15 protein-coding genes and 1 tRNA gene are annotated in these 22816 nt (G+C 55.8%); 9 read left to right on the top strand and 7 right to left on the bottom strand.

Annotated elements, in window-relative coordinates; all coding sequences use genetic code 11:
* Positions 1-572: 572 nt before the first annotated feature.
* The 3 genes from OZX64_RS08385 to OZX64_RS08375 all read left to right on the top strand — a co-directional run bounded on the left by OZX64_RS08385 (position 573) and on the right by OZX64_RS08375 (position 7151).
* Positions 573-3905 (top strand): BspA family leucine-rich repeat surface protein, encoded by a 3333-nt coding sequence (locus OZX64_RS08385; protein ID WP_277172667.1) that lies wholly within the window; start codon positions 573-575, stop codon positions 3903-3905.
* A gap of 172 nt (positions 3906-4077) precedes the next feature.
* Complete coding sequence (locus OZX64_RS08380) at positions 4078-6069, top strand: SpaA isopeptide-forming pilin-related protein (RefSeq protein ID WP_277172665.1); 1992 nt, start codon at positions 4078-4080, stop codon at positions 6067-6069.
* Between the two features lie 104 nt (positions 6070-6173).
* Entirely contained in the window at positions 6174-7151 is a 978-nt protein-coding gene (locus OZX64_RS08375; RefSeq protein WP_277172663.1) for a class C sortase, read from the top strand.
* A gap of 353 nt (positions 7152-7504) precedes the next feature.
* Here the strand turns inward: OZX64_RS08375 and OZX64_RS08370 are convergent, their stop codons facing one another.
* From OZX64_RS08370 to OZX64_RS08345, 6 genes are all read right to left on the bottom strand, one after another.
* The gene (locus tag OZX64_RS08370) at positions 7505-8947 is read right to left on the bottom strand and encodes a hypothetical protein (protein WP_277172661.1); all 1443 of its coding nucleotides are present in this window, start codon (positions 8945-8947) and stop codon (positions 7505-7507) included.
* Positions 8948-9543: 596 nt separating this feature from the next.
* Positions 9544-10596, bottom strand: coding sequence for a class 1b ribonucleoside-diphosphate reductase subunit beta (gene nrdF / locus OZX64_RS08365; RefSeq protein WP_277172659.1), 1053 nt, complete (start codon positions 10594-10596; stop codon positions 9544-9546).
* 514 nt (positions 10597-11110) lie between these two features.
* Positions 11111-12658, bottom strand: coding sequence for a glycoside hydrolase family 32 protein (locus tag OZX64_RS08360; RefSeq protein WP_277172656.1), 1548 nt, complete (start codon positions 12656-12658; stop codon positions 11111-11113).
* A 478-nt stretch (positions 12659-13136) separates the two neighbouring features.
* Positions 13137-14498 (bottom strand): MFS transporter, encoded by a 1362-nt coding sequence (locus OZX64_RS08355; protein WP_277172653.1) that lies wholly within the window; start codon positions 14496-14498, stop codon positions 13137-13139.
* Between the two features lie 630 nt (positions 14499-15128).
* Positions 15129-16214 (bottom strand): LacI family DNA-binding transcriptional regulator, encoded by a 1086-nt coding sequence (locus OZX64_RS08350; RefSeq protein WP_277172651.1) that lies wholly within the window; start codon positions 16212-16214, stop codon positions 15129-15131.
* Between the two features lie 117 nt (positions 16215-16331).
* On the bottom strand, positions 16332-16667 hold the full coding sequence (locus tag OZX64_RS08345) for a hypothetical protein (protein WP_277172649.1): 336 nt from the start codon (positions 16665-16667) through the stop codon (positions 16332-16334).
* Between the two features lie 178 nt (positions 16668-16845).
* Between OZX64_RS08345 and OZX64_RS08340 the strand changes: the two genes are divergently transcribed.
* The 6 genes from OZX64_RS08340 (at position 16846) to OZX64_RS08315 (ending at position 21771) form a co-directional block, all read left to right on the top strand.
* Positions 16846-17895, top strand: coding sequence for a DUF1524 domain-containing protein (locus OZX64_RS08340; protein ID WP_277172647.1), 1050 nt, complete (start codon positions 16846-16848; stop codon positions 17893-17895).
* Between the two features lie 371 nt (positions 17896-18266).
* Positions 18267-19316, top strand: coding sequence for an NAD(P)-dependent alcohol dehydrogenase (locus tag OZX64_RS08335; protein WP_277172645.1), 1050 nt, complete (start codon positions 18267-18269; stop codon positions 19314-19316).
* Positions 19317-19537: 221 nt separating this feature from the next.
* The gene (locus tag OZX64_RS08330; protein ID WP_277172643.1) at positions 19538-19897 is read left to right on the top strand and encodes a DUF1516 family protein; all 360 of its coding nucleotides are present in this window, start codon (positions 19538-19540) and stop codon (positions 19895-19897) included.
* Between the two features lie 436 nt (positions 19898-20333).
* Entirely contained in the window at positions 20334-20738 is a 405-nt protein-coding gene (locus OZX64_RS08325) for a DUF1516 family protein (protein ID WP_277172641.1), read from the top strand.
* A gap of 260 nt (positions 20739-20998) precedes the next feature.
* Positions 20999-21071: transfer RNA gene (locus OZX64_RS08320), tRNA-Lys, on the top strand.
* A gap of 529 nt (positions 21072-21600) precedes the next feature.
* Positions 21601-21771 carry a hypothetical protein gene (locus OZX64_RS08315; RefSeq protein WP_277172640.1) on the top strand — a complete coding sequence of 57 codons (171 nt, stop codon included), beginning with the start codon at positions 21601-21603 and terminating at the stop codon, positions 21769-21771.
* 101 nt (positions 21772-21872) lie between these two features.
* Here OZX64_RS08315 and OZX64_RS08310 read toward each other — a convergent pair whose 3' ends face one another.
* Positions 21873-22682, bottom strand: coding sequence for a hypothetical protein (locus OZX64_RS08310; protein WP_277172638.1), 810 nt, complete (start codon positions 22680-22682; stop codon positions 21873-21875).
* Positions 22683-22816 lie beyond the last annotated feature (134 nt).

The following is a 22816-nucleotide window of genomic DNA, read 5'->3' as shown; positions in this document are numbered from 1 at the left end:
CACTTCTCCGTCTTGCCGCGGGAATGTGCGTCTGCGCTAGAGAGCTGTTTTGAAAATCGTTGATTTGTAATCGTTTTACAAATATTCGTTCAACGTTTTTTGCAATTCGATTATTTGAGTGTGATTGTCATCACATATTGGCGGCATTTTTTGAGATATATAGTCTTGGGTAAACGAAGGGCAATGGTGGTATTTACCGACAAAAGAGCCACTGTTTCTTTTGCCGAAGTCGATGTCTTGCCCGGTTTTCGGTCTTTTATGTATGCACAAAACGGCTCTATGACAGCGTTTTACGCTATTGTTATTGAAGAAGGCAAAGGTGTTGTCTCGGCGAAGCACTGTTTGCGTACAATGTGGAGGCGGTCACAGTTTTTTTCTTAAATGTAAAGACTTATCAAAAGTGAATAACTGGATATTACATTATTGAATGATGTGATTATAATCAAAATAGAAGCACGCGATGTGTTTTGAACACAAATGAAAAAGGTTTTATGTTTGTCGTGAATTGATTGTGACAACTTGATTTCGTGGCAACGGCGGCATACGGCTTTTGAATTTGAGAAAGGGCGAGAATGAGGCAGTGGCGGAGAGCACTGGTGGGCGCGGCCACCGCGCTTGCCCTGTTCGTATGCCCTGGTCTCGCTTACGCGGATGAGACTGATGGGAGCGTGTCCGCCGCCCAAAGTTCGAACACATCGGATGCCTCTGATGGGCAGGGGGTTTCCGTTTCCGGTCAGACCGATGCCGCTTCGCAGCCGAATGCCGATGATGACAGTGTTGCTTCAAGCGGTGATGAGGATAATCGGGATGGGAGCACTACCGCTCAGGATTCTCAGGATTCCCAAGACTCACAAAACCATGCGAATGCCGCAACCACACCGGCCCCGGCCGTCCATACTCAAGGTGTGAACTCGACCTGCGGCGATTCCGGGCAATGGGATTCATCGTCGGGCTCGGCTTCATGGTCGTCGGCTGATAGTGGCTCTGGTTGCGTCGTCACGGTGAGTGCCGGGCTGGTCAACGGTTCCGCCGTCGTTCCTTGGGCGCAGGGAAGCCCATTGCGCGGCCAGATTGTCGAAATCCATATAGCGAATGCGGATGGCCAAACCCGTCTGACCGGCAATGTTGCCGGGCTGTTCTCGGCGTTGCCCAATCTTGAGTCCTTGCAAATGGACAACCCGGGTAACTTTGACTTGAGCGGGACCGACGGTGATTTCTCGCAGATGTTCCGTAATGACCCGAAGCTTACGACCGTTGATTGTTCCGGTTGGACCGGCGTCGCGGCGAAAAAGACGTCCATGATGTTCGCTGGCGATACCGCCTTGACCGGTGTGGTTCTTGCCGGATGGAACGTCGGCGCTTTGACCGATATGGCCCATATGTTCGCCGGAGACAAGGCGTTGCGCTCCGTTGATTGTTCCGGTTGGGAGGCTTCCGCCGTCGCCGACATGTCGAGCGTGTTTGAAGGCGATTCGACATTGACGGAAATCAAGGGGCTGGAAGGTCTGAAACCTGTGGCTGCCGGGGCCGAGGGCGTTTCGATGAAATCGATGTTCCGTGGCGCGGCCGCATTGGAGCATCTGGATCTGTCGGCTTGGAAAACCGGCGACGTCGCCGACATGTCCGGTATGTTCGCCGGGGACAGCGCGTTGCAGGACCTGAATCTTTCGGGTTGGAACACCGGCAAGGTGACCGATATGTCGCAGATGTTCGCCGAAGACAGGAAATTGACGACGATTGATGGCATGGATCCCGCTACGGGTTGGGACACCGGCAAGGTGGAGAATATGGAAAGCATGTTCTCCATGTACGACAAGGTGTCTTCGCTGCCGGTACGCGATGACGCGGAACAAGGTGCGGCAGCCGCGCCGATTGGCATGGACAATACCGTTTTCGACCATGTTGGCAAATGGGATGTAAGCCAGGTCAAGGCATTCGACCGTATGTTTATGGGACTAGACGGGCTTACCTCGCTTGATCTGTCGCAATGGAAGACCGACTCGGCCACGTCGATGCGTGCGATGTTCGCCGGCGACAGGTCGCTTGGCCGGGTTAGGGGGTTGGACGGCACGAACCCGAATTGGAACACCGCCGGTGTGACCGATGTCTCCTATATGTTCTACTTGGATGGCGCGCTGACCTCCCTTGGCAATGGCGATCTTTCCGGTTGGAACACCGGAGAGGTGCGCAATATGGAGGGTATGTTCCGCTATGACACGGCATTGAGCGGTATCAGCGGCATGGACTCTTGGGATACCTCCAAGGTCGAATCCATGGCGGGAATGTTCCAGCGCAACCGCAAACGCACCGATCTCAATGACGTCGAACACTGGAAGACCGGCAATGTCACCGCGATGTGGGATATGTTCGGTGGCGACGACAATCTGAAGAAGATCGACGTCACCGGCTGGGACACCTCCAAGGTGACGAGCATGACCTATATGTTCCAGGGCACTTCGATCACTTCCTTGGACCTTTCGACTTGGGACACCACGCATGTCGTGGCCAAAGCGAGCAATGCCGCCGACGTGGCCGCGTGCGCCGCAGGGACGGTAGGATCGGACAGCGGCACCTGCCGCGTGCTGCCGGAATACCTGAACAAGATCGTGGTGGGCCCCAAGACGAGGCTTACCCCTGAGTTCTTCGGCGCCGAGCCCTTGAAGAGCAAGGGATATACCGGTCGGTGGACCAGCAGCGACAACGCGTGGACCAGCAACGACACCAGTGACTCCAGCGCCAATGCGCAGCTCGCCGCCCGCGCCCCGGGTACGGGAGCAAGCGGCGATCCCGCCCAGACCTATGTGTGGCAGGAGCAGGGGACGATCAGTTTCGATCCGAACCTTCCCGACGATGCCTCCGGTGAACTGAGTGGTAGCTTGCCCGATGACATCACGGTCAGCGGCGCCGATGTCGCAGGTATGCCGCAGACGATTCCTGCGTCGAATCCCGCGATCGCGGGCTACCGTTTCGCCGGTTGGAACACGGTTTGGGATGGCGGACGGGACTCGGCCGGCAACCCGGGCCACGCCTACGCTTCCGGCGACTCGATTTCGGTCAGTCGCGGCGAGAAAGTCGTACTGTACGCCCAGTGGGTTCGCACCGGGTCCGGCAGCAGCCATGGTCCTTCGGTCGATGCCCAGTATGTCGTGCGCTATGACGCCAATACCCCTGAGGGAGCGGCGGCCACCGGTTCCGTGTCCGATGACGTGTTCAGCGCAAAGGTGCCGGCGAATAGCGGCTTCCAATACAGCAAGCGTGCCCTGAAGTCCAACGGCTACAAGGTATCCGGCTATACATTCGAAGGCTGGGCCAAGAGCCGGGACGCCGATGGCGTGTACAAGCCGGGTGTGCGTCTCAATATGCGTCCCGGTGTCAATACGCTGTATGCGCGCTGGCAGAAGGTCGGCGTCGACCATTCGTCAACGACCGCCGACTCCGGAAACGTCGTGGATGACGGCGTGATCGACCTTGACGCGTTGGCTCACTCCTCGTCTCGCGGCCAGGCTTCCTCGCCGCGTACGTCGGGAAATTCGCAGAACGGGTCGCAGGCAAACTCCGGTCGCTCGGCGAACGGAAGCAACGGTACATCTCAGCAGGGTGATCGTCGCGCTGATGGCAGTTCGCGGAGTCATGAGCAGAAGCCAAAGTGCCTGTCTCGTGACGGAACGGTATTGAACATGGCGCAGCAGTCGGCCTGGTTCGGTACGCGCAGTGAGGCGTTGCCGTATTGCGACAACGTTGACAGTGCTGCGAGCTCCACTTCGCGTTTGTCTTCCGCCGTCACCACATGGTGGTGGCTCATGGTGCTGCTTGCGGGCGCCGTAGTTTTGAGCGTGATTGCGATCAGGGAACGTGTACTGGCTGGTTCCCGCGTGACCGCGCAGCATAGGCGGGGGGATGAGTGAGATGTTGGTAAACGTTCGGAAACTAATCGCTTGTATCCATGGACAGGCCGCTGTGCCGTAAACGTTCATGAACGGCTCGGACCTCGGTGCGCAATGGAACGCGTGCCCGGTTTCGGCCTCGTAAAACAATATTTCCAAAACTCTCAAATAAGAGATATGAAAGGGAAACACAATGAAAAAAACAAAGATGAGGCGATTGTTCGCTTCTGCGATTGCATGCGTGGTCGGCGTCGCCACCATGGCCGCCGGTGCCGTGAGCGCTTCGGCGACTGAACTGCCAGGGCCTCAGCCGATTGTGGCTCTCAAACTTAAGGGCAAAAAAGAGGCGATTGGTGGTCACAAGTTTAGGGCTTTGAAACTCGCTGACTATGTCGGGGTGAATAGCGCGGAGGGCAAATATGGCGTTTCTACCATTCGCGATAATGCTGATCTCAAAGCGGCTATTGTCTCGGCAGCGAAGGCAACAGCCGCTCCGGGCAAAACCGTGAATGAGGCTGATCCTATGGCGTGGCTTGCCACGCAGTGGGGGCTGGCTTCAGACAAAGGTAAGGAACTGACAGGGCAATATACCGGAGAAGTGCGTGATTTCGTGACGGAACTTCTCAATACGAAGGTTCCGCCGGATGGCCAGAATGCTGTAACTCTTGACAAGGTGATAAAGAGTGAGTTAGATACAGATCCAAAGACCATTCAAGTGGTTGGAGGCGACCAGGCCACAGATGTAACGTTCAATATTCCCAACGGTATTTATCTAATCCTCGATGTAACTACTACCGCTGATGGAGTAGATACTTCAAATGTAGAGAAGAAGCCGGAGTCTATTCCTATGCTTGTTAGTACTGAGGTGAAGGGAATTCCGGGTTCCGGTTCATCGGAGATTAATGTCAAGGCTCCCGACATTAAGACCGATAAGAAAGTGGAACAAACAAGCTACAATATTGGCGATTATGTCCATTACACTATTAGTAGTGAGATACCTATTTATACAGGTTATACAGGTGCTCCCGACTCTTTCCATTTCTGGATTGTGGATATTCTGTCTCCTAGTTTGACTTATTATCCTGACGCTTCTAAGTTCACTGTGAAAGTCGGAGGCGTCCCTCTTCAGGAAGGTCCAGGTGCGGACTACTTGTTGAAGGCATATAAACCTTCCTCCCCCACCTCCTCCACCCCCGCTAGCCCTGCCGCCTCGGCCAGCTCTGCCAGCCAGGCTTCTAATTCCAACAAATCTGCTAGCTGTTCTGCACAACAGGGAGACACCGAGCCTAATGAGCCAAAGATTTGTGGTGATGATGTTAGCCCGACTTCGACGGATTTTACTGGCGATCCAATAAAGCAGGCAACGCTCGTCTTTGATTTGTCGAAATATATCAACAACAAAATCGCTCAGAAGGATTGGTCAGCAGGCGGGAAGACAGTCACAATCGATTACTCAGTAGTGCTCAATGAAGATGCCGAACTGGATGGAAATGGCAATAAAAACACGGTTTACAGTATGTATGGAACTGGAGACTGCTGCAACTGGGTTCGCACTCCTCGTAACCATGTTTATTTCTTCTCGGGTTCCATTAAAGTGGACAAGATATCGAATGATATCGGTGCGCAGCTGGGCGGTGTCAAGTTCCAAGTTTATAAAGGCGACACAGAACAGGGCAACGCGTTGTTATTCGTTAAAGACACTGGCAAAAGCAACGGTACAACGGATTATTATCATGAGCCATTGCTTGGTGGCAAAACAGGAGTTGATAATATCGTTACTTCTGACGGCAAATCATTCGTGATTAATGGTCTTGCCGATGGGAAATATACCTTTGTCGAGAGGGAAACTCCTAAAGGATACATGATTCCTGCTGGTTTCAAGTTCACTGTTGAGGTGAAACACACGGTTCCTGATAAGGACAATCACCCTGATCAGGCTAAGTACACCTATACAGTGACTGGCGATGACTACGGATTGGTGACCACGCCTGGCGCTGTAGATAATAATTCCAATAAGCTTCACGTGCTGAATATCAAGTCACTTACCGAGCTGCCGGCAACTGGTATGGTGGGCATCGTGATGCGCGTGGTGTTGGGTGCTTTGCTGATCGCTATCGCGTTGGCGCTGTACTTCGGCATCCGTCATGTCCAGCGTTCGCGTGCGCAAGGTACGATGGCACGGTAACGTGTACTGACCACAATTAATGAATTAATTGGAGATATGAGGCCATGCGTCCGAAGGTCGATAACCAACTGAATGGTAGGGTTGGCAATGTCGATCGAGGAGGCATGGCCTCGTCTTTTTCCTCGTTGATTCGGGGGAACGCCCAGCCGCAAGGCAACGGTTCGAAATCGGTGGATTGGCTGCTTGCTGGCATGAAAACGATCGCGGTGCTGTTGCTGCTGGTCGGTGTCGTCATTGTCGGCTATCCGTTCGCCGCGCGAGGCGTGACGTCATTTCAACAGGCGAAAGCCAGTGATGAGCTTTCTCGGCACATGGCCAAAGACCCGCATGGCCGCGAGATTTTGGCGCAGGCCGAACAATACAATCGTGACCTTGCCACCTACGGTCAGCCGGTGATGGGTTCCCTTGATCCGGATACTTCCAGCGATCCGGCGGTGGCGCGCAAGCAGGCCAAAGAAGACTCGGTCGCAATGGGCGACAAGCGTTATATGAGTCTGTTGCATTATGATAGCGGCATCATGGGCACGGTCATTGTCCCCAAAATCCACGTTGATTTACGTATCTATCACGGCACTGCAATGAGCACTCTTGATATCGGTGCAGGGCATCTGTATGGTAGCTCCCTGCCCGTGGGCGGTCCCTCGACCCATGCCGTCATTGCCGCGCACACTGGCATGACCACGGCGATGATGTTCACCCGACTTGACGAGATGAACAAAAAAGACGTGTTTTACCTCAACGTAGCCGGCAGAAAGATGGGCTATAGGGTCGACCGCATCAATGTCATCAAGCCAGATGACGAAAGCAAGCTCAAAATCGAGCCCGGCGTCGACAGGGTCACGCTGATGACCTGCACCCCCTACGGGGTCAACGATCACCGTTTGCTAGTTTCCGGAGTGAGGGATTATTCGTTGGATACCTCCTATCCGGATGATTTCGGCAAGCACGTTATGGGCACCATTGCCGGGGTTGCGACGGGATTGGCTCTGACGGTCATGGGGCTGGCGTCCGCTGCCATCGTCAAAAATCATCGTGCACGCCAGGTAAAGCAAGGTTCGCACGGCATTAGGGCCGGGCGTTGACGCTGTTGCTTGGTTGCACTGGTGAATAGGCGTTATCAGTGCTGTCAGGCATACCTGTGACGAATTCGGTCGATGCGACGTTGCGCCGAAGATGGTACTGAAGGCGATATCGAAGATGATACCGAGTACGGGCAATGATGCCGAAGCTGATGGCAAAGATATTTAATACGTGACAATGCCGAAGACGGTATCGAAGACGCCGAATACGCGGCAATGATGCCGACTAATGATGCCACCTCAAGGTACCTGCCAACGGTGCCGGTTTAACGGCGCCGGTTAATGATACTTGCTTACGATGCCAGCCAACGATGCTTGCTAACGCTGCAGCAAACCGGCAACAGACACTACTGCATTCAATGTCTGTGGCGTCGGGCCAAGGTATAGGCGGCAATGCCGAGACCTGCAAGCGCAATCGCTGCTATGGCCACCGTCGCTACTGCGGCCCCGGTCTTCGATATCGAGCCGCGTGGACGTTGCTGCTCGGACGCTGCACGGGTCCGGCCGTTCCTTTTTCGAGATTGCTTCGACGTGTCTGATTGCGAAGAATTATCCGTGGGCACTGGAGTGGGGTCGGGATCTGGATCCGGATCCGGTGTAGGGTCCGTCGGCGTGGTCGGCTTGTGGGAAGGACGGTGCGGCTCTTTCGGCTTCTCGGGGTCGGGAACCGGGTCAATGGCCTTTTTGTTCAGGTTGGGGGCCAGGCTTTCGGTTTCGGTAGGCTGGGTGATGGTCGTGGAAATCGTGCCGCTGTAGACCGTGCAGCCCTTGGGGCAGTTAGGGAAATCCTTGGCGAACACCGAGAACGACGCTTTGTCTCCGAGCTTCAGCCCGGCCCATGTCACCTGCCCGGTAGACGGATTGTAAGAGCCGGTATTGGGCTGTATGCTGCCGGCCTGCGGCGCGATGAAAGTGCCGTCCGTCGATTTGGCCGTCGGCAGGCTCACGGTGCCGGCAGTGTTGCTGGTAGTAGCGGCGCGCTGGTTGATGATGCTGAACTCCACTAACAGAGGGAGGTCACCCAGCGGGGTGAGGTCGCTGATGGCGTTGCCGTGACCGTTTGCTACAGCATCGTCGTTGGAAAGATTCATACGGTACAGCTGCTTGAGGCCGCTCAGCACGCTGATGTCGCTGAGGTCGTTATCGGCCATATTCAGCGTCATCAACTGCCTGAGCCCACTCAGCGGGGTGATGTCGCTGATGGCGTTGTTGCTGAGATCCAAGCTATAGAGATTGAATAATTGGGAAAGATTCGGCAGCGCCCTCGAGTCGCTGTCGATATTGTCGTTGGAAAGGCTGAGCGTTTCCACGGGGTAGAGGCCGGCAATGTCGGCAAGGCGGATGTTGGGGCTGTTGTCGATGGTGAGATTGGCGAGTTTGTGCAAGCCCTTGAGAGGGGTCAGGTCCCGAAGCTGGCTTGAGGGTATGAACAGCGAGGTCAGATTGGTGAGATGCTCGATTCCCGAGAGGCTCGTCAAGCCGTTGAAGGCGATGTCGAGGTTGACGACGCGCTTGACGATGTCTGCTGTGAAAGGGCTGGAGGTGGTGACGTTATGCCCGCCATCGCTGGCCGCGTTTGCCACTGAAGAGGCCAGCAGGGAATCGGGGAAGCATTCGGCGATAGTGCTGGCGCCGATGACGCATGTGTCGTCTTGCGGCGAGGCCGAGGTGGCGAACGTCGCGGTCTGTGGCAGCAGCAGCGAAGCCAGCATCAGCACCACTGCCGCGAATGCGGCCGGTATCGTGCCTCGCCTGGTTGCCTTGGTTGCCTTTGACGTCTTCAACATGTGTACTTTCATAATCCTAGTATTGGTACAAACTGAAGGGTTATGCCCAATTCACTGCATGCACACCGATGTATGTACCCTATTACCTTCCATTATAGCCGATATGCCGGGTAATGGGAAACAAAACGGTGCTTGGCGGACTGCGATTATTGGGATTCGCAACTCTGCTGGTAAAAGTGGTCACTGCTGCGACAGAGTGGTCGGTACTGCAATAAAGTGGTCAATACTGCGACAGAGTGGTCATTTTCGGCGGTGTTAATGACCACAAAATCGTATGATTGACCACTTTGTACCAGAACTTGACCACTTTGTACCAGAACCGGTTGGCAGGGCGGACGGGCGGACGGGCGGAAAGAGCCGACAGCGCCAAGGTGCGCTGAGTCTCATGGACGGACATATGGGCGCCTTACGATGCGCAAAGGTCGGCAGATGCAAAATCAAGAACGGCTATTTTCCGCCGATTCCTGTATTGTATCTGCCGACCTATGCGCGTCTGAAGTCGGGTGGATGGAAACCGCAGTTACAAAAGTCGACAGATAGAGAACGGTTTGGCGATAATCCGCCATTCAATTCTTCTATCTGTCGACTTTTGCAACCGGAATCTTTACTTAGAAGTCCCAGTCCTCATCGTCAGTGGCCTCGGCGTTGCCGATGACGTAGGAGGAGCCGGAGCCGGAGAAGAAGTCGTGGTTCTCGTCGGCGGACGGCGAGAGCGCGGCGATGATCTCGGGGCTTACCTTGGTCTCGGCGGCGCTGAACTTGGCCTCGTAACCGAGGTTCATCAGCGTCTTGTTGGCGTTGTAGCGAACGAATGCCTGCACGTCGTCGATGAAATCGAAGCCTTCGTAGACCTGGTCGGAGTACTTGACCTCGAGGTCGTAAAGCTGGTTCAAGAGATCGTCGGTGTACTTCTTGAGCATTTCCTGGTCGGCCGCGGTGCGGTGCTCGAGGTGGCGCTGGTACTTGTAGCCGGAATAGTAGCCGTGGATGGCCTTGTCGCGCAGGATCAGGCGGATCATGTCGGCGGTGTTCATCAGCTTGGCGCGGCTGGAGAAGTAGAGCGGCAGGTAGAAGCCCGCGTACAGCAGCAGCGAGGAGAGCATAACCGCCGCGACCTTGCGCTTCAGCGGGTCCTCGGACTGGTACTGCTCCATGACGATGCGCACGCGCTCCTGCACGAGGTCGTTGCCCACGGCCCAGCGGTAGGCTTCGTCGATCTGCTCGGAGGAGCACAGCGTGGAGAAGATGGAGGAGTAGGAGCGGGCGTGCACCGACTGCATGAAGGCGATGTTGGTGTAGATGGCCTGCTCGTGCTCGGTCAGCGCGTCGGGGATCTGGACGAGTTCGCCGACGGTGGCCTGTTCGGTGTCGAGCGTGGTGAGGCCGGCGAAGACGCGGACCGTGGTGGTGCGTTCGTGCTCGGTCATGGAGCGCCAGGTCGGGATGTCGTTCGAGAGCGGCACCTTTTCGGGCAGCCAGAAGTTGGCAATGAGGCGGTTCCACACCTCGAGGTCCTTGTCGTCCTGGATGTTGTTCCAGTTGACCGGGCGGATGCGCATGGAGTTCGGATCCGCGCCCTTGGCGAAGGCCGTCGACCACTGCGGAGGTGTCAGCGAATCGGCCATCATCTTGTCATCGGCGAGTTTGACCTCGTTTGTCATGAGTGTTCCTTACTTTTATGCCGTTCTGTATTCGAGTTTTCCGGTACCCGCGTTGCGCTTGGGCAAGCTGCTCGCGAATACGTTTGAGACGTTTCATTCTCCCGTATTCCATTGACATAGAGCGATTGGTTTCCAACACCGGCAACACTACATCTAGTGATTGGGCAATGCGATACCGCTAAATATAGTAGTCGGTAGGACATGGCTTCGCAGGACGGCACGCGGGATATCGCTGTGATGTAGCTAACAGAGACGGTTGTCGGTTGCATGCCGGTTCAATGACTATTCAATAATGCGAGCCGGTGAAAATCGCAAGGTAGGGTTGGTGAAAATCCTATAGTAGGGCCGGTGAAAATCGCAAGGTAGCGATGGTGAAAATTCGTTTAATTGCGCTTTTTATGGTTGCTGAATGGAGTCGTTAAACCCGTCTGAACCGATAAATTGAGCCTGTCATCAACGTGAGTTGTCGATGACAGGCTCAATATGATATGGGGATTTTGGCTATCGGTGCCGACTACTCCAGTCCGATGCTCTTGAGGTCGTGGACAGTGAGCCGGTCGACGGCGAGGACGCCGGATTCGGCGGAAAGCTTGACCGCGCGCTTGCCTTCGGACGGGTAGCTGTAGGAGCTCAGCACGTGGCGGCCGTCGTTGACATAGACCTCGACGGATCCGCGGTCGACGTAGACGCGCAGCTTGAGCTCGTCGGCGGCCAGTTCGGCGTCGGTCAGCTTGGCGGCGCGGTAGCCGCGATCGCCACGGGCCGCGGCCTGACGGTCGACGACCACGGTGCCGGCCTGTGCGTCATAGGCGACATAGGTATAGGAGCCGTCGGAAGTGGCGTGCACCTTGAGGCCCGCGCGCTCGGCGGTGGTGTCTTTCAGGTTGATGTCCAGCTCGATCTCCACGGCCTCGGCATCCTCGTCGATCAGCATTTCCTCATTGGCCTCGATGGGGCGGGCGACGTGGTCGAAAGTGTTGATGCGCAGCTTGTCGATTTCCGTGACAGGCACGGTGTGCAGGTCGCCGTCCTCGCCGAGATAGCATTCGCGCGGCAGGGTCATCTGGCCGCACCAACCGTCGGACTGCATGGGCGCGCTTTCGCTGAACGGGCTCATCCAGCCGTACATGATGCGGCGGCCGTCGGCCTCGAAGGACTGGGGCGCGTAGTAATTCGCGCCGCAATCGAGCAGGCGGAATTCGGTCTCAGGTTTGAAGGCCTCACCCGGCTTCCAGGTGCCGATCATGTAGCCGGCGTTGTTTTCGTTGCGGTTCATGTAGCCCTTGGCTTTCGAGCCCATGGCGGAGAAGACGATGACCCACTTGGTATTGCCGTCCTTGTCCTTCAAGGGGAAGAAGTCGGGGCACTCGAGCATGAAGACGTCCGGGTCCGGGTCATCGTAGAGCGCGTTCTGGAATTTCCAGTTGATCATATCGTCGCTGGTGTAGGCCCAGATCTGGCCGCGGTGGTCGGCGGTGGAGACGCCGTGAATCAGGTGCCAGACGCCATCGAGCTTGAAGACCTTCGGGTCGCGGAAGTGGGAATCGACGCGCTCGCGCGGGCAATCGATGACCATGCCGCGCTTGTTGAGCTTGGTGGCCTCGTCGTCCTCGGCCTCGGCGAGCATCTGGACCTGCCACTGGCCGTCGGTATCGTCCTTGCCGTTGGTCCAGCGGTGGCCGGTGTAATAGAACTTGAGTTTGCCGTTGTCATCGATGACCGCCGAGCCGGAGAAGACGCCGTCCTTTTCCTGTTCGAGGCTGGGGGCCATGGCGATGGGCTCGCGGCGCCAAGAGACCATGTCGACGCTGGAGACGTGGCCCCAGTGCATCGGGCCCCACTGGGTGCCGTAGGGGTGCAGCTGGTAATAGACGTGCCAGCGGCCCTTGTAGTAGCACAGACCGTTCGGGTCGTTGATCCAGCCGCCGTTGGAAGCGATGTGGAACTTGGGATACCAACGATCCTCGCGTTCGAGGGCGAGCGTCTCGACACCGGCTTCGGCTTTGGCGAGTTCCTCGTCATGGTCGCGGATCGGGGTGTAAACAGGATATTCGGTAGTCATCTTTGATGCCTTTCTTGTCGGTGATGGAATGCAGTGGAGGTTTCACGACGCTAATCGGTACTGATGCGTCGTAAATCCTCCGGTGGCGTCGGGTGTTGGAGGATTTGTGACGCTAATTGATGCTGATGCGTCGCAAGTCCTCCGGCTGAGTGTGATGTTGGAGGTTTCGTGTCGCTAATCATCGTCTGGGCGTCGTGAATCCTCCGGCTGAGTGGGATACTGGAGGATTCACGTCGCTGGTTGCTTCGGATGTGTCGTGAATCCTCCGGTAGTGTCGTGTGTTGGAGGATTTGTGACGCTAATTGATGCGTATGCGTCGTAAATCCTCTGGTTGGGTGTGATGTTGGAGGTTTCGTGTCGCTAATTGATGCGTATGCGTCGTGAATCCTCCGGTAGTGTCGGGTGCTGGAGGTTTCACGACGCTAATCGGTCCGAATGCGTCGTGAAACCTCCAGCAGCGCCGGGTGGGAAGGTCTCGCTAGGCCGGAAGCTGGTCCGCCGCCTCATCGGCCTGGATGGCCTCGCCCTGAGCCTCGGCCTTTTTGCGGTCGCGCACACGAATGAACGGGTCGCCGCCCACCTGTTGGTCATCCTTCTTGATCACGAAGAACCCGTAGATCAAAGCGAGCAGGACGATGCCGGAGATGGTGAAGAAGGTCTTCTGCGGGCCGAGGGCGTCACGCAGCGAGCCAAGCGGGTGCGACATGATGACCTGCCCGACCTGGGAAGCGATCTGGAAGCCGACCATGTAGAGCGTCGCCGAAAGTTTCGTATCGTAATGCAAGGTGAAGTAACGGAAGGCCGGCAGGCAGAAGAGCGGGGTTTCGATGGCGTGGAACATCTTGACCACGGAGATCATCACCGGGTCGTGGAAGACGCCGCACAGGCCGATGCGCAGGAACATCGTCACCGCGCCGAGCAGCAACGAGTTGCGCACGCCGATATGATCCATGATCACCGGGACGACACCCATCATCGCGGATTCGCAGAACACCTCGGCGGCGTTCAGGATCGAGTACCATTCCGCGCCCTGGGCCGGGGTGGCGAAGAGGCTCTTGTAGTAGCTCGGGAACATCTGCTGGTCGAAAACCGTGTAGAAGGTGTTGGTGAAAAGCATGAAGATGATCAGTGCCCACAGCGAGCCCATGCCGAGCACGGAGATCATTTCCTTGGCCGTCGGGTTGGTGCGCGGGGCGTTCGGGTCGGCTTCCTTCTTCAGCTCTTCCTGCTGCTCGGCCGGGCGCCAGAACAGATAGACGCACAGCATGCCTACGCCGAAGAGCGAGCCCAGCCAGAAGTTCCACTTCATGTCGATGTTGAAAAGCGGGCCGGCGATGAGCGCTACGATGGCGTAGCCGAAGGAGCCCCAAGCGCGGGACTGGCCGTATTCGAAGCCGAAGTGACGGCTGTAGCGTTCGGTGATGGCCTCGATCAGCGAGCAACCGGCCATGAAGCCGGCGGAGAGGACGATCGAGCCGAGCAGAACGCCGATGAACTTGGTGGTGCCGCCAGCCAAAAGCAGGGGCTTGTAGACGAACTGTGCGAAGGGGCCGACGCATGCGGCGATGCACGAGACGACGATTACCAGGCGGCGCTTGATGCCGAGGTTGTCTTGGATGATGCCATAGAAGAACATGATGAACAGTGTCACCAGTGAGTTAACGGAGTAGATGTCGCCTTGCTGGGCGGCGGTCATGCCCATGCCTTTGGGAGCCGGGCTGGTCAGCCAGATCGAGAAGAAGGACCACCAGATACCCCACGAGCAGAAGAACATGAAGATACCGGTGGAGCTCTGAAGATACGAGGGGTTTCGGTACGTCTTGGCGCCTTTAATTGCCATTTCATCACCTTTCTTTTCGGCATTGCTGCCACGCGATGCCTTTTTACTGTCGTCCTTGCCGAATTCTGCGGCATTGCCCTGGGCAAGAAACTGGTAAAAATATACGGCGAGAAACGATTTACGTCAAATTGTAAATCGTTTCCGGCGTTTTCGGATAAAGAGGAACCATATATTTGGATTATTGGTATGCATGTATCTAATAATCACGGTATCGCCTTGGTCAATCGGCTTGAAGCGTTGGTGCCGAGCTCGCCGCATGCTCGGGTAAATGCGCGGCCAATGTGACGCCGATATGCTGTTTCCGGCGTAGTTGCCGTATGACTTGCCTCGGCCCTGGTACGTTAGGCGCGACGTTTGTGTGTTCCTATCGTCGCAACTGTCGTATATCCGGGCGGGTGGGCGGAGAGCCCGGTGGTGTTCTATGCAGGTATGACGAGTGGGATTCCGCCAAGTATCTGTCGGTAGAACAGACAGAATGTCGGCAGACGTCTATCGGAATGTCGGCAGGCGTCTGTCGGAATACCGCTAAGCGTTTACCGGAATATAGATAGGTGTCTGCCGATGTGCCGGCAAATGTCTGTCGATGTGCCATCAAGCGCCGGCCGGGGACGCAGACGAGCGCCCGAATGCTTACCTGTTTTTGGCTGCGGAGCTCGTATTGATTGCGGAACCCCTATTGGCCACGGACCCACGTTCGAGCAACGTGCAGCGGATGCGTACTGGATTCGGTGCGTCGAGTGCCGGGATTGCGGCGACGGTTTTCTTGTTGTCGGTCGGGCGCAGATCGCGGTCCTCAATCATCGAGATCAGCTTGCGTGCGCCCCAATAACCCATTTCGTAATGGGGCAGCGCGATGGTGGTCGGTCGCGGCTCGAAGGTCTCCTTGATGATGCGGTTGTTGTCGATACCGACCACGGAGATGTCGCGGCCAATCTCAAGCCCGCGTTGCGCGGCGCACTGGTAGACGTACCAAGTGCGGGCATCGTTGAAGCAGAAGAAGGCGTCGGGGTGCGCGCGATCGAACAGCTCGGAGACGGCCTTGAGCGCGACGCCGTTGTTGGCCACGCTCGCGATGAGTTCCGGGTCGAAGGGCAGTCCCGCTTCTCTGAGGGCCTTTCGGTAGCCTCTCAGGCGCAGCGGTTCGGCAAGGAGATTTTCGCAGCAGCCGATGTAGGCGATGCGCCTGGCGCCTGATTCGATGAGGTATGTGGTGGCATCGTAGCCCATGGCGACTTCGTCGGGGACAATGTACGGCACGCTTTCGTCCGATGACGTCGCGTCGATGAGGACGGTTTTTTCGTGGGAAAGAGGCTTGGGGATGCTCGATATTCTGTCGTACATTTTGGCGTAAAGATAGCCGTCCACGCCGTATCGTCTGAGCGCGTCGATCTCGCCGGCTTCGTCGCCTTCGTCGTCCGCGTTGACCAAAAGCATCATGTATCCCAGCTCGCTCGTGGCGTCCTGAGCGCCCAAAATCATCTCTCCGGCGTACGGGGTGGTGGCGATTTCCTCGCTGATGAAACCGATGGTGCGCGTGTGGCTGGTACGCAGGGAGCGGGCGAGGGGATTGGGGCGATATCCCATTTCCTTGGCGATTTTGCGGATATGCTTGGCAAGTTCTTTCTTGACGTGCCCGTTCTCCCGGTGGTTCAGCGCCATTGAGACAGCGGTCACCGATGCTCCCGCCTCTTTGGCTACCTCTTTGATCGTGGTCATGGTTACTTATATACTCCCAGCGCGAGATTGCGCAGATAGCCTGACTCTTATGTTGTTCGCCGAATTTCGGCGGGGGCGCAAGGGGTCGGCGGCGATGTTCGTTTCAGCATGTATTTATCATATTACGATGATTCCGTATTCCCGCTGACGTTGTTGCATCCATTTGCTGAAGTCCGTTGCCGTGCCGGTTGTTGGGGCTTGCGGCGTTGGGGCTGAGGTGAAGGAGCCTACGGCGATGGGTTCGGAGACGATGGTCCTGCTGATGTGGTCTGCGGCGATGGGTTCGAGGCGACAGGGTTGGATACGTTGGTCCGGCGGCGAGGGTTTGAGGCGATCGGTCTGCGGTATTCGGTCGTGAGAGGACGGTCGAATACCGCATCGTCTTGCGCGGTCGTTGACATCGGCCGGCTGCGGATGGCGGCGTTCGGCGCATGATGATTTCACAATACGCATCTACGTAGGTTCGGTGATTTAGAATTGGAAGCGATGAGATGCTGCGGATTGAGCGCAGTTGATAGATAGGTATTTGAGGACACAGATAAAACCATTGATGACTGACTACGTTATGAATCACGATCACGCGAACAGGATGACGACGAAAACGGCGAATAATACGATAACGAATAAAACGATGACGAATAATATCGGCAATACGATAACAAGATCATTGAAGTCGGTCATAGCCATGCTGACAGCGGTGCTGTTGGTTCCGGTGCTTTCCGTCACCTTCACTCCCGACTGGGCTTCGGCCAACACCAACGAGGCGGGCGATGCAGTCGCCGTGTCCGACACAACCGGTGAGGGCGAGAGCGCCACGAGCGTGCTGGAATCGTTGCCGCTCAAGGGACGCGCGCCCAAAACGGGCTATAAGCGAGCCCAATTCGGACGGGCCTGGGCCGATGTGGATCGCAACGGTTGCGACACCCGCAACGACATTTTGGGGCGCGACCTCAAAGACAAGAAGTTCAAGGCCAGGACCAAGAATTGCAAGGTGATGTCGGGTACGTTGCAGGACCCGTATACCGGCAAGACGATTCGGTTCAAGCAGGGCAAAAAGACCTCGTCCAAGGTGCAGATCGACCATGTCGTTGCGCTCTCCAACGCCTGGCAGACCGGGGCGCAGCAGATCAGTGCTGGCCAGCGCAAGCAGATGGCCAACGACCCGTATAATCTGCTGGCCGTCGACGGGCCGAGCAACCAGCAGAAAAGCGACGGTGACGCCGCGACTTGGCTGCCGAAGAAGAAGTCTTACCGTTGCTCCTATGTTTCACGCCAGATCGGCGTGAAACACAAGTATGGCCTGTGGGTTACCAAGGCGGAGAAAGCCGCGATGCAACGCGTGCTCGCTTCGTGCCCGACGCAGACGGTGCCGGTCGATAACGGTCCGTTTGCCCGGAACGCGGCGGCGTCCCAATCTGGCGCGTCGGCCGGTAGCGCTGTCGGAGGCTCCAGAAGTTCCCAGTCGGGGAATAGCGGCGACACGGGTTCCGCCCAGCCTGCGCCTGCTCCCGCTTCTCCTGCGCCTGTCGCGCCTGCGCCCATCGCACCGCAAGACGGCGGTGATGCCTATTACCGGAATTGCGCCGCTGTGCGTGCCGCAGGCAAGGCGCCGTTGTATTCGGGCCAGCCTGGGTACCGTGCCGCTTTGGATCGGGACCATGACGGCGTCGCCTGCGAATAGGCGAAATGTGATTCATGACGGTTTTGCGCTCGAGCCATCAATCGTCAAATGGCATCGTATCTGAGCGTCCTGCGGTATGCGGGGTGGAGGTGCACGGGACGCTTAGTGAGTGAATATGTAAAACGTTTGACGAATTTCTGCGTCAACACGAAAGGCAAAAGCTTGCCTTGATTTTGTGACATTCTATACAAAACTGCAGAAACATTGATATTCTGGTGTTTAAAGTCTTTTGAAACTGTATGATTGTAGATATCGATTTCGCTTCCAAAGCAGGAAGAGAAGCGATACAGTATTGGGGTTGCGCAAGTCCACGTCCATGGTTGCCATGGTTGTGTTGTGTGACCACAATCCCCGAAAACGAAAGGACAGCTATGAAAGCCGTTGTATTTAAAGCGTATAAGACGTTCCCCTCACTTGAAGAAGTGGACAAGCCGACCCCAGGGCCGGGCGAGGTGCTGCTGAAGGTCGCCGGCGCAGGCTGCTGCCATTCCGATGTTTCGGTGTTCCGCGACTATGACGAGGTCACCGGCGCGCAGACCAAGCCGTCGTTCATCCTCGGCCATGAGACCTCCGGCTGGATCGAAGAGGTCGGCACCGGCGTCACCGGTTTCAACAAGGGCGATGCCTACCTGGTCTACGGCCCCACCGGCTGCGGCCACTGCAAGCGCTGTGTCGCGGGTGAAGAGAACTACTGCGAGAACATGGCCACCAACAAGTCGCTGGCCATCGGCCTCGGACGCGACGGCGGCATGGCCGAGTACATGGTCGTCCCCGCACGCAACCTCGTGCCGCTGGGCGACGCCGACCCGATCGCCGCGGCCCCGCTCGCCGATGCCGCGCTGACTCCGTATCATGCGATCAAGGCTGCGCTGCCTCACCTGCAGGGTGGCGGCAAGTACGCTCTGGTCATCGGCTTGGGCGGCCTGGGCCAGATTGCCATCCAGATTCTGAAAGCCATCACCGGTGCCACCATCATCGCCACCGATATGAAGCCGGAAGCCATGGCCAAGGCCGAGGAAAAGGGCGCCATCACCGTCAAGGGCGATGAGCACGAGGTCGAGAACATCCGCAAGATCACCGGAGGCCACGGCGTTGACGCCGCCTTCGATTTCGTGGGCATCGCGCCGACCATCGCCGCCGCGCAGGCCGCTTCCGCCATCGATTCCCGCGTGACCATCGTGGGCATCGCCGGTGGCAAGGCCTCCTACGACTGGTACAGCAACCCGTGGCAGCAGGAGCTCACCAGCGTCTACTGGGGCTCCATGCCTGAGCTGCACGAGGTCGCCGCGCTCTATCGCGAGGGCCTGATCACCCCCGAAATCGAGACCTATTCGATGGACAACGCGCTCGACGCCTACCACAAGCTGGTCGATGGCAAGCTCTCCAAGCGCGCCGTCGTGGTGCCTCACATGGGTGAGTGAGTGGCAGCGAAAGCAAATATTGTGAGTTAATCGGTCCTGACTGGATTTAATTGAACGAATGGCGGGATGCCCCAAGCGGGTGTCTCGCCATTCGTTGTTTTTCAGCACTTGTGTGGTGTCGGAATTGCTACGCTTGCAACGAGCGATGTTGATAGTAGCGGTCAGGCGCTCTATGATTTGAAGTATTGGTATTGAGTTGTTTGTGAAAGTGGGGAATTGGTATGCTTTGGGCTTGGATGCATCTGGTTGTCGGCGTGGTGCTGATCGTCGCGGTGGCCGTGGGGCTGCTGGGGCCGGCGAAAATGACGAAGATCTGGGCGATGATTGCCCGAGTCTGCTATATCCTCATTATTTTGAGCGGCGTCGTGCTGATTGTTCACGCCTGGCCGCATATCAGCGTGCTGCTGGTGGTGAAGATTGTGCTTGCGCTCGCGTTGATCGCGCTGGCGGAAATCGGGTTTGCGAAGAAAAGCAAGGATACGGCATCGGCTGTGGCCATCTGGGTGCCGATTGTGCTGGTAGTCGTCGTCACGGTGGCCGGCCTCGTCGTCTCCCACGGTTTCCCGCTCGTTATGCTGTAAAGGACGCGGCGGTTCCGGCTGTGCGCCTTACTACTCGATGCTGATGCGAATGCGAATGCGGCTGTGTGAAGGTATATAAGAGCTGGAACGTTGATCGGACGAGGCTTCATTAAGTTGGAGCCTCGTTTTTGTTTGTCTGGTTGACTGCTTGGTTGTCTGTCTGATTGTCGGTTTGTCTGACCGAATGACTGCTCGCCTGCCCGCCTGTGTCTGTTTGCTTGCCCATCTGATTGTCTGTTTGGTTGTCTGATTGCCTGCCCATCTTACGAGCTGGCGGATTATCTACCTGATTTTTGCGACGGATTTGGTGAAAATGTATCTAAAAACCGGTAACGGCGACTGTTTTCGTATATCCTCTCCTTTATAAGACATTGCCGACTGATCGTTGCTGATCGCATTATTGCGGTATCCAATTCGATTCGACAATGTGAGCGGGATGAGAGAACGAATCGGGGCTGTTATGGCTGTTTGGCGTTGGATGCATATTGTCGCGGGGGTATTGGTGCTGCTCGCGCTGGTGGTCGGTGTGCTTGGACCGGTCGGCATGGTCGAGGGTTGGGCGACGGTGGCGCGGGTCTGTTACGTCGTGCTGATGATCAGCGCCGTGCCGACGCTCGTGCACGCGTGGCGAGCCAATTGGCCGGCGACCATCGTCAAAATCGTTGCGGCGATTGGGCTTATCGGGATGTGCGAGGTCGCTTTCGCGCATCGGCTTCGTGGCGCTGCGCCGCTGCAGACGCTGTGGATGCCGCTGGTATTCGGCGTCGTGGTTTTTGTGCTTGGCCTGTGGCTTGCGCGCGGCAAACATCGTGGAGATGTTGGATCGGCGCGGCAGAAATGAGTTGTTCCTGTAGCCCTGCGGCCCTGTGGTTTTGGTTCCGCCATAAACAAGCCGGTTGCTGATATTCAGCGGTACTTTTAGGCAGGACTTCAGGACTTATTGATGAATGCCATCAAGGGGCTGCTGGCGGTGTCTGAGTGGCATTTTTATGGCAGAAGCGGTTTGGACATGCCGATTTGAATGGAATCAGTGCGAAGATTATTGCGACACGCAAAACTTGACACGCAAATCGAGAAGTGGCTGTATAATAGTGTTCTGTTGCCCCTCTGGCTCAATGGTTAGAGCAGCGTCCTTTTAAGTCGTGGGTTGTGGGTTCGAGTCCCACGGGGGGCACTTTCGGTCGCCGGGCTTGTTTCTGGCGACTTTTTTCGAGTTATAGGCTATTCCGGGATACTTTGGAATTGTGGTTTTGTTTTTTGCTATATAGTCGTTGCCGCCCGTGATGGCATTTTGCTCCGCGATCTTACACAAATAACCCGGGTAATAGGATGATTGAAAGTTGCAGGCGGAAATCATAGCAGAACCGGTGAGTGAAATCAATTGATTGTGATATGGAAACCGTTGGGTCGGCATCCAAAGAATTGAATACCGACCTGCGGCACTGTACAAAAGGCGCTGAAAACACCTTATTGATTGGCGTCGTCCGCTAAAGCTTTTTTGCCCGACTTTATCAGTGCGAACGAATGGTGAGTCAACCAATACCCCTAGTATAACCGCCCCTCAAGATTCAGCCTTTCAGATATGCTGTATCCGTCGCGGAAGCCCATATGGTGTGGGTGGAAGTGATCGCGCGGGCTGCCCGGCCTGTGCGCCGCTGCCGCGTCCGACGTGGCGCGGCACTGTACAAGGAATAGGCATCGTCATGCCCAACGAACAGAAAGGACCGAGCGAGAGCAATCATCTGCAGGAGTTCATAACGGCGCTGCTTGCCGTTTTCATTGCGAAGACGGATAGTTTCGTCGTGGACGTTATGTTGATAGCCGTTACTGGCTATCTGCTGGTGATGGACTATGAGGATAGGCGCAATCGCTGATCGGTAAAACCTGCCCGGCTTGTTCGGGCAGGCCCTTTCTTAGTCATTTCGTTTGCTTTTATCTGGCTGTTTCCTTTGACGGACATGATTGAGTGTTTGTCTCAGCTGACACTTTTTTGAATAAACCAAGACGGTATTTCTTGTATTCGTTCCCAAGGAGTTTTGGTCGGATTCTCAAAAGCGCGCATTTTCCATAATTCGGTGATAAAAGTAAATGTGATGAATGTGCTCATTGCAGAAAGCAAATTACGAATGGTGGCGATACCGACTTCATTAGTGGTCATCATTTCTTTAATAATGGTTGCTGTTGTGGTTGGAAAGCCATCTTTTCCGCGCAATATTTGCAATGTTGCAACCAGCTGATTTTTGCTGGGGTCGTTCAATGCTAGTACTTCTAATTTATGTAGTTCAGGTAAAAGAGCGTTGAGTCTAAGTAATTCGAAAATGAATAGGGTTGTTGCCAAGCCGCAGAACAATATTCCCGCGACCTGATAAGGGAATGTGTCGGCAACCCATTTTAGGTTTCTACTATGACGTGCATCGTTCAAAGCGAGAATCACAACAAAACACTGGACAATCATAGCTAAAAGGATTGGTATAAGAATGATGAGGCAATCGCTATCGGTAAATAGATGTGCTTCAATGACGGTAAGAAAAAGAAATGTCAAGAAAAGCGAATAGGCAGTGATTCCGATTTTGCTCCAGAAGATTTTTGCTCGGTATACGAAATTGATGTTTCCTTTGCGTGTGGCAGCGCCTAGATATAACCATAGCCATAATATCAAAATGATCGGTACTATTTCCCAAGCGATTGTCGTATCTTCTAGGATGATTTCTATAAGACGCCAGATAAGCAATATCAATATTGCGAGCAATATAAGAATGAGGAACATTGCCACGATACGTTGCAAGATGGCGCTTTTCCGTTGTGGAATATCAGGTAAAGATGAAAACTGAGCTGGGATATATATAAAGCTCACAATGCATAGGGCGAATAAGAAGAAGAGAATTCCCGCGCTGATCCAGTACAGAACGTAATATACGG

Source organism: Bifidobacterium sp. ESL0704, assembly GCF_029392075.1.
GTDB lineage: Bacteria > Actinomycetota > Actinomycetes > Actinomycetales > Bifidobacteriaceae > Bifidobacterium.
The sequence above is the reverse complement of the archived record's forward strand: the minus strand, read 5'-3'. Positions and strand labels throughout refer to the sequence as shown.

Excerpts from the sequence above, each read along its gene's own strand:
- OZX64_RS08360 (WP_277172656.1), bottom strand. The coding sequence starts at position 12,658 with ATGACTACCGAATATCCTGTTTACACCCCGATCCGCGACCATGACGAG.
- OZX64_RS08385 (WP_277172667.1), top strand. The coding sequence starts at position 573 with ATGAGGCAGTGGCGGAGAGCACTGGTGGGCGCGGCCACCGCGCTTGCC.
- OZX64_RS08335 (WP_277172645.1), top strand. The coding sequence starts at position 18,267 with ATGAAAGCCGTTGTATTTAAAGCGTATAAGACGTTCCCCTCACTTGAA.
- OZX64_RS08345 (WP_277172649.1), bottom strand. The coding sequence starts at position 16,667 with ATGCGTATTGTGAAATCATCATGCGCCGAACGCCGCCATCCGCAGCCG.
- OZX64_RS08355 (WP_277172653.1), bottom strand. The coding sequence starts at position 14,498 with ATGGCAATTAAAGGCGCCAAGACGTACCGAAACCCCTCGTATCTTCAG.
- OZX64_RS08330 (WP_277172643.1), top strand. The coding sequence starts at position 19,538 with ATGCTTTGGGCTTGGATGCATCTGGTTGTCGGCGTGGTGCTGATCGTC.
- OZX64_RS08375 (WP_277172663.1), top strand. The coding sequence starts at position 6,174 with ATGGCCTCGTCTTTTTCCTCGTTGATTCGGGGGAACGCCCAGCCGCAA.
- OZX64_RS08325 (WP_277172641.1), top strand. The coding sequence starts at position 20,334 with ATGAGAGAACGAATCGGGGCTGTTATGGCTGTTTGGCGTTGGATGCAT.
- OZX64_RS08380 (WP_277172665.1), top strand. The coding sequence starts at position 4,078 with ATGAAAAAAACAAAGATGAGGCGATTGTTCGCTTCTGCGATTGCATGC.
- OZX64_RS08370 (WP_277172661.1), bottom strand. The coding sequence starts at position 8,947 with ATGAAAGTACACATGTTGAAGACGTCAAAGGCAACCAAGGCAACCAGG.
- OZX64_RS08340 (WP_277172647.1), top strand. The coding sequence starts at position 16,846 with ATGACGAATAATATCGGCAATACGATAACAAGATCATTGAAGTCGGTC.
- OZX64_RS08315 (WP_277172640.1), top strand. The coding sequence starts at position 21,601 with ATGCCCAACGAACAGAAAGGACCGAGCGAGAGCAATCATCTGCAGGAG.
- OZX64_RS08350 (WP_277172651.1), bottom strand. The coding sequence starts at position 16,214 with ATGACCACGATCAAAGAGGTAGCCAAAGAGGCGGGAGCATCGGTGACC.
- nrdF (WP_277172659.1), bottom strand. The coding sequence starts at position 10,596 with ATGACAAACGAGGTCAAACTCGCCGATGACAAGATGATGGCCGATTCG.